Origin of the sequence: Actinospineispora eucalypti (assembly GCF_039543365.1) — a bacterium.
Classification (GTDB): domain Bacteria; phylum Actinomycetota; class Actinomycetes; order Mycobacteriales; family Pseudonocardiaceae; genus Pseudonocardia; species Pseudonocardia eucalypti.
Genome location: NZ_BAABJP010000030.1, coordinates 440,427 through 449,947 on the forward strand (window position 1 = coordinate 440,427; position 9,521 = coordinate 449,947).

Consider the following 9,521-nt stretch of genomic DNA (forward strand, 5'->3'; position numbering starts at 1 on the left):
GCCACCCAGGAGGACGACGATGTCCGACAGTCTGGCCCAGCTCATCGACACCCCGTTGACACCACCGCGGCCGGAGTGGCTGGTGCCCCACCGGGTCGCCGAGCTGCGCACCGCGCGGGAGTTCACCGACCCGGACGACTACTGGGCCTGGGTGGCCGGCCGGCAGCGCTGGTCGACGCCATGGCACACGGTGCGCACCGGCGGGATCGAGGACGCCCGGTACTTCGAGGGCGGCCGGATCAACGTGGCCGACAACTGCGTCGACCGCTGGGCCGAGGACCCGGCGACCGCCGACCGGCCCGCCGTGGTGTGGGAGGGCGAGCCCGGCGACACCCGGACGCTCAGTTACGCCCAGCTGGCCCGCGAGGTGTCCGCGCTGGCCGCCGGGCTGCTCGGACTGGGGGTGCGCCGGGGTGACGTGGTGGCCATCTACCTGCCCAACCTGGTCGAGGCGTTCACCGCCATCCAGGCGTGCAACCGCATCGGCGCGGTCTACACGGTGCTGTTCTCCGGCTTCGGGGAGGAGGCGGTGGCCTCCCGCCTGCTCGCGTCGCGCGCGGCGGCGGTGGTCGTGGCCGACGCCAGCTACCGGCGGGGGAAGCGGGTCGAGCTGCTGGCCACGCTGCGCGCCGCCCGGACGCGGGCACCGGACCTGCGGGTCACCGTGGTGGTCGACCGCACCGGTGACCGGGCCGCCCTGGAACCCGGCGAGCACGCCTACGCCGCCGTCCTGGAAGCCGGCCGGGACGGCACCCCGTGTGTGCCGCTGGACCCGAACGACCCGTCATTCCTGATCTTCACCAGCGGCACCGAGTCGCGGCCCAAGGGCGTGGTGCACAGCGTCGGCGGGTTCCTGCTCGGCACCTGGGCCAACGCGCACTGGCAGGTCGGGTACGAGCCGGACGACGTGTACTGGGTGGCCGCCGACGTCGGCTGGCTGACCTTCCCGATCCAGGCGGTGGTCGGCGGGCTGGCCCTCGGGATGACCGTGGCCTGTTACGAGGGCGCACTGGACACCCCGAGCAACGCCAGGTTCTACGAGATCTGCGAGAAGCACCGGGTCACCAAGGTGCTGGCCGCGCCCACGCTGATCCGGATGCTGCGCAAGTTCGGCCTGTCCGAGGACCACCCGCTGCCGGCGCTCAAGCTGCTCACCGCGCAGGGCGAACCGTTCGACACCGACACCTTCGACTGGGCGACCGAGGCCTTCGGTGTCCCGGTGGTGAACGCCTACGGCCAGACCGAGACCGGCTCGACCTGGGCCTACCCGGTGTACGGCGTGGAGCCGATCAAACCGGGTTCGGTGGGCACGGCGGTGCCCGGCCACGGCTTCGAGATCGTCGACGAGGACGGCCGGCCGGTGCCGCCCGGGGTGAAGGGGAACCTGGTGCTGACCAGGCCTTTTCCCACCCTGGCCCGCACGGTGTGGGACGACCACGCCCGCTACCTGTCCACCTACTTCGCCCGGTTCCCCGGCCGGTACGCCACGAACGACGAGGCCGTGCTGGACCACGACGGCCACCTCTGGGTGCTCGGCCGGGCCGACGACGTGATCAATGTGGCGGCGCACCGGATCTCCACGATGGAGATCGAGGCGGTGGTGACCGCCCACCCGGCGGTGGTGGAGGCCGCCGTGGTCGGCATACCCGACGAGACCAAGGGCACCGTGCCGGTCGCCTTCGTCACGCTGCGCCCCGGCACCGAGGACACCGGTGAGGTGCGCGCCGAGCTGGACCGCCGGGTGACCGCCGAGATGGGTGGCTACGCCCGGCTCGCGGCGATCTACCCGACGCCCGCGCTGCCGAAGACCCGCACCGGCAAGACCATGCGCCGGCTGCTGCGGGACCTGCTGGTGCACGGCTCCCCCACCGGTGACACCAGCGCGATGGAGGACCCCGCCGCGCTGGACACGGTGCGCACCGCCCTCGGCCCGCTCGTGCCCGAGCGTGGAGGCGGGGCTCAGCCGTAGCGGCGGAGGTCGTGGAAGAAGTCGTCGACGACCCGCAGTTCACCGACGCGCTGGATCTCGTCGTAGACGAACTTGCCGACCGCGAGGTCGAGCACGCCGAGGCCGAACGGGGAGAACACCAGCGGGCGGTCCGCCGGCACGGTGATCCGCCCGGACATCACGTCGTCCAGCGTGCCGGCCAGGAAATCCCGGTTGCCGGTGAGCTGTTCGGCCAGGTGCGGCGAGGTGTTCGCCTTCAGGCAGTGCTCCACGTCGTCGACGATGTTGGTCGAGCCGAGCACGATCTCCGGCGACAGGTCGCGCAGCGACACGTGCAGCACCAGCGGGTTGTGCTCGAACCAGGACAGCTCGTGCACGTGCGGCTCGCCGGCGACCGTGGCGAACACCACCACGTCGCTGGAACGGATCAGCGACTCGGCGGAGTCGTGCACGGTGATCCGGCCCTCGGTGCCGGACCGCCCCAGGTAGCCGCTGAACCCGGCCGCGCTCTCGGCGGACAGGTCGAACACGCCGACCTCGTCGAACGACCAGCCGGTGCTGGCCAGGAAGGTGTGGATGTACCGGGCGATCAGGCCCACCCCGAAGAACCCGACCCGGGCGGGCCGGCCCCGGCCCCGGGTGAGCCAGTCGGCGGCCAGCGCCGCCGACGCCGCCGTCCGGGTGGCGCTGATGATCGAGCTCTCCAGGCAGGCGAACGGGTAGCCGGTGTCGTGGTCGTTGAGGATCAGCACCGCCGATGCCCGGGGGATCCCGGCCGCCACGTTCTCCGGGAAACTGGAGATCCACTTCAGGCCGTCCACCCGCACCTGCCCACCGATCGAGGCGGGCAGAGCGATGATCCGGGAGGTCGGGCGGTCCGGGAACCGCAGGAAGTACGACGGCGGGTTCACCGAGTCGCCGGACCCGTGCACCCGGTAGGTGGTCTCGACCAGTTCGGTGATCCGCTTCTCCTGCCCGGCCAGCGCGCGCTGCACCTGGCCGCCGGAGATCACCGCGAACGGAGGCACCCCGCCCATCACGCGGTCACCTCGGCCGAGAAGCCGCCCATGCCCACCGGGTCACCCAGGCCGACCAGCACCTCACGGGGTCCCTGGAAGGGTTCCCGGCTGTGCGCCGTCCGGATGTTGTCGACCAGCAGCAGGTCGCCGGACTGCCACGGCTCCCGCCGGGTGTTGGCCTGGTAGACCTGGTTGAGCAGGTGCACGATGTCGGGCCCGACCGGGTCGCCGTTGCCGAAGTGGGTGTTGAAGGGCAGCGACTCCCGGCCGTAGACATCCACCAGGAACTCCCGCACGTCCGGGTCCAGCGTCCACTCGTTCAGGAACGCGATCTGGTTGAACCAACAGTTACGGCCACTGATCGGGTGGGCCACCACCGCGTAGCGCCGCTGCCAGGTGCGCAGCCCGCCACCGGACTGCCACTCGAAGTCGATCGCGTTGGCCCGGCAGTAGTCCTCCACGGCCCCCCGGTCGGCGGTGCCGAACGCCTCCGCGTAGGACGCCCCCATCTCATCGTTGTAGTTGCGCGACAGCAGCCAGCCCTCCCGCTCGAACCGGGCGACCAGGTCCGCCGGCAGCGCATCCAACACCGCGGCCGAGTCGCAGACGGCGGTCGCGCCGCCCGCCCCGGGCGCGGTGCGGCAGGCGAACATCATCAGGTTCGGAAACTCCAGCGCATAGCTCAGCTCGTGGTGCATGCACATCGGCTCGTTCGGCTGCCACTTGGTCGAGGAGTACACCCCCGGCGCGTAGGCCGTCCGGGGGGCGAACGACTCCCGCTCACCCATCAGCCCGCCCGAGGCCAACCGCTGGAACACCGCGCCGACCTGGCCCGTGTCACCCAGCCCCAAACCCCGGACCAGCAGCGCACCGTGCTCATCGATCACCGCGTGCAGGGCGTCCCGATGCTCGGCCACCCAGGTCGGTGCGTCGCCGGTGAGCTCGGCCCGCAGGATCGGCGGCTTGCCCGGAGAGACTTCCAGGCCTCGCAAGGAGGAAGCGTGTGGCGTGGACATCTCGGTTCCTTTCGGTGTGGTGGTCTGAGTTTCAGTGGGTCAGCTGTGCGGAACGCGGTGCGGCTGCGGAGTCGAGCAGCCCGGCCAGGTCGGTGAGCACCGGGTTCAGGGTGATGTCCTTGAGCGAGACCGCGCGGTCGAGCGCGATCGCCAGCTTCACGGCGGACAGCGATGTGCCGCCCCGGTCGAAGAAGTTGTCCCACCGGCCCACCTGCTCCGCCGGGACGCCCAGCACCTTCCCCCACGCGGCCGCGAGCCGCCGCTCGGCGGGCGTGCTCGGCGCGTGGTAGTCCGCCTCGACAGTGTCGAGCTCAGCGGCCAGCGCCACCAGCGCCTTCTTGTTGATTTTTCCGTTTCCGGTCAGCGGCAGGCTCTCCCGCCAGTGGTACGTGGTGGGCACCATGTACTCGGGCAGCGACTCGGCCAGCCGGTCTTGGAGCGCGGAGACCTCCAGCGGGTTGTTGCCCGCGTAGAACGCCACCAGGTGCTTGCTCCCGTCGGGCCGCTCGGCCACGACGACCGCGCCGTCCCGGACGCCGGGCGCCCGCAGCAGGGTGTTCTCGATCTCGCCGATCTCGATCCGGAAGCCCCGGATCTTGACCTGGCTGTCCCGGCGGCCGAGGAACTCCAGCTTGCCCTCGGGCAGCCAGCGGCCGAAGTCGCCGGCGCGGTACAGCCGCTCGCCCCTGCGGTGCGGGTCGGCCATGAACGCCTGCCGGGTGCGCTCCGGGTCGTTGATGTACCCGCGCCCGACACAGACGCCGGAGAAGGCGATCTCACCGGGGGCGCCGAGCGGAACCGGCATCAGGTTCTCGTCGACCACGTAGACGTGCACGTTGTTGACCGCGGGGCCGAGTGGGATCCGCTCCCGGTCGGGCACCCGGCGCATCACCTCGTGGTTGGTGTCGTCGGAGGTCTCGGTCAGCCCGTAGGCGTTGACCAGCGCGATGCCCGGCTTGCTGGCGAACCAGCGCTGCGCCAGCTCCTTCTTCAGCGCCTCACCGGTCACCGAGACGCAGTGCAGGTCGGGCAGCTCGCGCGGGTGCTGTTCCAGGTAGGTCAGCACGACCTCCAGGTAGGACGGCACGACCTGGAGCACGCCCACCCGGCGGTCCACGATCTTGTCCACGAACCGCTCGACGTCCAGCACCACGTCCTGCTCCACCAGCAGGGTCCGGCCGCCGACGACCAGCGCGGAGACCAACTGCCACAGCGAGATGTCGAAGCACTGGGGCGCGACCTGGGCGACCACGTCGCCCTCGCGGATCTCCAGGTCACCGATCTTGGCGTACAGGTGGTTGAGCATGCCGGCGTGCTCACACATCGCGCCCTTCGGCTCACCGGTGGAACCGGAGGTGAAGTAGATGTAGGCCAGCTGGTCCGCCGTCACCTCCATGCGGAGGTCGTCCTCGGCGTGGTCCTCCGCGTAGGCCGTGTCGAAGTAGACCCGCTGCGCCTCCGGCAGCGACCCGAGGGCCTGGTCCAGCGTCTCGGTGCTGCCGCGCTCGGTGAGCACCAGCCGGCAGTCGGCCCGGCGCAGCGTGCTGGCGATCCGGTCGCCGGGGAAGTGCGGCTCGATGGGCAGGTAGACGCCGCCGGCCTTGAACACGGCGATCACGGCGGCCATCCAGTCCAGGTTGCGCTCGGCCACCACGGCGACGACGCCCTCCCGGCACAGGCCCCGGGCCAGCAGCGCCCGGCTCAGCCGGTTGGCGCGGGCGTTGAGCTCGCGGTAGGTCCAGCTCCGGTCGCCGTGCACCGCCGCGACGGCGTCCGGGTGGGCGACCACCCGCTGCTCGAACAGCTCGTGGAACCGGCGGTCCGGCAGCTCGCGGCGCGGCCCGGCCAGCCCCTCCAGCTGGAAGTGCATCTCCTGCTGGCTGAGCAGGCTGTCCCGTCCGTGGTCGGCGTAGGAGTCGGTGGTGAGCAGCTCCAGCGCGGTGAGGTGGTAACCGGCGATCCGGGCGGCGGCCGCCGCGTCCAGCGCCTCGGTCCGGTGCCGCAGCCGCAGGGTGAACCGGTCGCCCCGGCGGCGCACGTGCACCGAGAGCACCGTGTCCTCGGCCAGGGCGACCTCCTTGCTCCCGGTCGCGTCGAACACGGTCTCGAAGGCCGGGCCGGCGATGCCCAGCTCACGCCGCAGGTCCTCCACCGGGAACCCCAGGTGCGACATCAGGCCGCACTCGGCGCGCGAGGCCTCCCGCAGCAGCGACCGCCACGAGCCGTGCCCGGTGGACAGCCGCAGCGGCAACGCCTGACCGCCCATGCCCGAGACGTAGCCGGTCACCACGTCGGACTCACCGGACAGCGCGGCGATCACCTTGGCGTACGCGGCCAGCAGCACCGAGCTCAGCGACACCTCCAGCTCGCCGGCCAGCCGTTGCGCCGAGGCCACCAGGCTGTCCGGCACGATCACCTCGTGCTCGGCCACGCCCGGCGCCGGGTCGAGCGACCACCGGGCGATCTCGCTGAACCCACCGGCGGCCAGCACACCACTCCAGTACTCCCGGTCAGCGTTCACAGTCGTGTTCATCGGATTCCCTCAGTTCGTCTTGGCCGGAGAAAGCGAGATCAGTTCGCGGGCCGGGTTTCCGCCCCAGTACTCACCGGGCGGGATCTCCTCGCCCTTCATCAGGAATGAGTCGGCGGCCAGCTCGGACCCGTCGCCCATGGTCACGCCGTAGTGCACGAACGCACCGACGCCGAGCGTGCAGCCGGCGCCGAGCGCGCTGAGGTCGGACTTGAAGGCGCCGTCCTCCTGCGAGTGGCACTGGATGACGCTGCCCTCGTTGAGGGTGCAGTCGTCGCCGATGGTGGTGAAGGTGCGCTCGGTGAGGAAGCAGCCGTCGTCGAACACCCGCCGACCGACCTTGGCCCCCATCATCCGCCAGATGACGTTCTTGAACGGGGTGCCGTTGAACAGGTTGAGGAACTCGTCCGAGACCACCTTCCAGGCGCGCTCGTGCCGCCAGAAGTCGGGGTCGTAGATCGAGCAGCCGTTCGGCCGGAGCACCTCCATGTTCCGCACCGTCCGGTCCACCAGCACGAAGTAGACGGCGGTGAACAGCACGGTCAGCGCATTGGACGCGGCGAACGCGAGCACTCCCAGCGAGTGGTAGAGGTCGATAGCGACCAGCGTGAACAGGCTGACCATGAGGAAGTACAGCCACAGCGACAGCAGTCGGAACAGCATGCTGACCGCGTTGTGCCGGTTCTTCAGGGCCAGGCGCCGGCGCAGTTCCTCGGCGCTGCCCAGGTCGAGGTCGTTGTCCCGAGCCACGGACCGGGGGATCTCGAAGCTGGGCGAACCCAGCAGGCCGACGCCCTCCCGGACCGGGCCGTCAATGGGCACCATGACCTTGGTGGCCAGCAGGCAGTTGTCACCCGTCCGGCCCTGCGTCGGGTACGCGATCCGGTTGCCCAGGAAGTTGTGCGCGCCGATGGACACCTGGGAGACGCGGAAGGACGTGCTGGAGAAGTCGGCGTTGATGATCGACAGTCCGTCGGCGATCACCGTGCCGCTGCCCACCGAGCTCAGGTACGGGTTGTCCTGCTTGACCTCCATGCCGAAGTTGGAACCGGTCTGCTCGACGTCGCGCAGGCCGAACCCGAGGGACCGCAGGTAGTCCACGATGTACGAGCTGTCGCCGAACAGGTGGGTGTAGAACTTCCGGTTCGTCATCCGGGTGACGGTCCGCTGCGCCCAGTGGTGGAAGCCGTACAGCGGGTAGACCTTGTCCGGCTTGATGAACATGGCGAGCAGGCGCGGCACGGTGAACACGAAGAGCAGGCCGCCGACCACCCCGCCGAGGAACAGCAGCACGGAGGCGACGATCGCGTCGGCGTAGAGCGCCCAGTTGGTGAGGGCCAGCGGGGCATCGCCGACCAGGGTGCGCACCCACGGCACGGCGGCAAGCAGCAGGTACGTTCCGCCGATCGCCAGCGGCAGGAGCACGAGCAGCATGCTCAGCAGCTGGGCGAGGCCGTACAGCGTCCTGCGCACGGTGCCCACGCGGGCCGGCGGCACGGAGCGGTAGTCGGTGTCGGTCCGCTGGGCCGGGGACCCGTGCCAGCGCTCGCCGGCCGGCACCGCCTGCCGGGCGTGCAGCGCGGATGAGTTGCCCAGCTGCGCCCCGTCGCCCAGCGAGGTGCCGATGTCCAGCACCGTCGCCTCACCGATGTAGACGTCCCGGCCGAGGGTCACCGGGCCGACCTCGATCACGCCGGCCCGCACCCGGTAGCAGTTGAAGAACGAGTCCTTGCGGATGACCGTGCCCTCGCCGATGGTCAGCATGTCGGTGCACACCGGCGCGTGGTCGGACAGGATGGTGACGCCCCGCCCGATCTTCGCGCCCAGCGCCCGCAGGTAGAGCACCTGCAGCGGGGAGCCGCTCATCTTGGCCAGCGGGCTCATCCGGATCAGCGTCTTGACCAGCCAGAAGCCCACGTAGGGCAGGCTCCAGACCCGCAGCTCCTGGGGCTTCCAGCGGCCGATGATCAGCCACTTGGCGACGATCGGCAGGGTGCACACGCCGAAGAAGGCGATCGCGCCCACCGCGGCCGAGCGCAGGTAGATGTCCAGCTCGGCGGTGGCGGTGGAGATCCACTCCGCGCCCCGGACGGCCAGGACCGCGGCGAGGCAGCAGTACCCCAGGAAGAACAGCAGCTGCAGGGCGCCGCAGAGGACGTAGCGGGGCTTGCCGACCGGCGCCTTCGCCAGGCCCTCGGCGTACCTCGTCACCTCGGCCGAGGGCGGGATCGACGGGGCGGCCTCCGGGAGCACCGCCACGGCGGCGGCCTCCGCCGGGTCCCCGAGGCCGGTGGCCAGCGCGCGGACGGTGCTGTAGCGGTAGATGTCCTTCATCGACACCGACGGCAGGTCGAGGCGTTTGCGGGCCTTGGCGCAGAACCGGGCCATCACCATCGAGTCCGCGCCCAGGTCATCGAAGAAGTTGCCGTCCACCGACACCTCCCGCATGCCCAGCACCTGGGCGAGCACCTCGGCGAAGCCGCGCTCGGTCGAGGTGGACGCCGGGTCGGCGAGGGCGGTGGCCAGGCCACGGATGGTGGTGTGGCGGTAAATGTCCTTCATCGACACCGACGGCAGGTCCGGCTGCTTGCGGGCCCGGGCACAGAACCGGGCCATCACCATCGAGTCCGCACCCAGGTCATCGAAGAAGTTGCCGTCCACCGACACCTCATCGACGCCCAGGACCTCAGCGAGCACCTCGGCCAAGGCCTTCGCGACGCCGGTCGCCGGCGCGGTGCCGGCCGCCGGGGTGGCGGGCGCCGCGGGCAGCGCGAGCGCCACAGTGGCGTCCGCCGCCGGGAGCATCTGGACGGGCAGAATCTGAGTGGGCAGCTGAGCGCCGTCCCCGCCGGACACGACCGTCCGGTCGACCCGCCCGTGGTATTCGATCTCGCCGTTGGTGTTGACCCGGCCCAGGTCGCCGGTGCGGTAGATCCGCCCGGACGGGTTGCCCGGGATGCCCAGGAAATCGGGGATGAACGCCTCCCGGGTGAGGTCCTCGCGGTTGA

General features: G+C 70.9%; 5 protein-coding genes. 1 reads left to right on the plus strand and 4 read right to left on the minus strand.

Features of this window, described 5'->3' with window-relative positions; genetic code table 11:
- Positions 1–19: 19 nt before the first annotated feature.
- Positions 20–1,969 (plus strand): AMP-binding protein, encoded by a 1,950-nt coding sequence (locus tag ABEB12_RS27165; RefSeq protein ID WP_185062591.1) that lies wholly within the window; start codon positions 20–22, stop codon positions 1,967–1,969.
- Here ABEB12_RS27165 and sbnB read toward each other — a convergent pair.
- The 4 genes from sbnB to ABEB12_RS27185 form a co-directional block, all read right to left on the minus strand.
- Complete coding sequence (sbnB, locus tag ABEB12_RS27170; protein WP_185062592.1) at positions 1,960–2,985, minus strand: 2,3-diaminopropionate biosynthesis protein SbnB; 1,026 nt, start codon at positions 2,983–2,985, stop codon at positions 1,960–1,962. The two genes, ABEB12_RS27165 and sbnB, sit on opposite strands and share 10 nt — an antisense overlap.
- Positions 2,985–3,983, minus strand: coding sequence for a TauD/TfdA family dioxygenase (locus tag ABEB12_RS27175; protein ID WP_185062593.1), 999 nt, complete (start codon positions 3,981–3,983; stop codon positions 2,985–2,987). Before ABEB12_RS27175 ends, sbnB begins: the two co-directional genes overlap by 1 nt.
- A gap of 31 nt (positions 3,984–4,014) precedes the next feature.
- Entirely contained in the window at positions 4,015–6,516 is a 2,502-nt protein-coding gene (locus ABEB12_RS27180) for an amino acid adenylation domain-containing protein (RefSeq protein WP_185062594.1), read from the minus strand.
- 9 nt (positions 6,517–6,525) lie between these two features.
- On the minus strand, positions 6,526–9,521 hold a 2,996-nt coding region (locus ABEB12_RS27185; RefSeq protein ID WP_345703176.1), incomplete at its 5' end, for a Pls/PosA family non-ribosomal peptide synthetase.

What these genes read in the sequence shown, in the direction of transcription:
- ABEB12_RS27180 (WP_185062594.1), bottom strand. Translation starts at nt 6,516, where the DNA reads ATGAACACGACTGTGAACGCTGACCGGGAGTACTGGAGTGGTGTGCTG.
- ABEB12_RS27175 (WP_185062593.1), bottom strand. Translation starts at nt 3,983, where the DNA reads ATGTCCACGCCACACGCTTCCTCCTTGCGAGGCCTGGAAGTCTCTCCG.
- sbnB (WP_185062592.1), bottom strand. Translation starts at nt 2,985, where the DNA reads ATGGGCGGGGTGCCTCCGTTCGCGGTGATCTCCGGCGGCCAGGTGCAG.
- ABEB12_RS27165 (WP_185062591.1), top strand. Translation starts at nt 20, where the DNA reads ATGTCCGACAGTCTGGCCCAGCTCATCGACACCCCGTTGACACCACCG.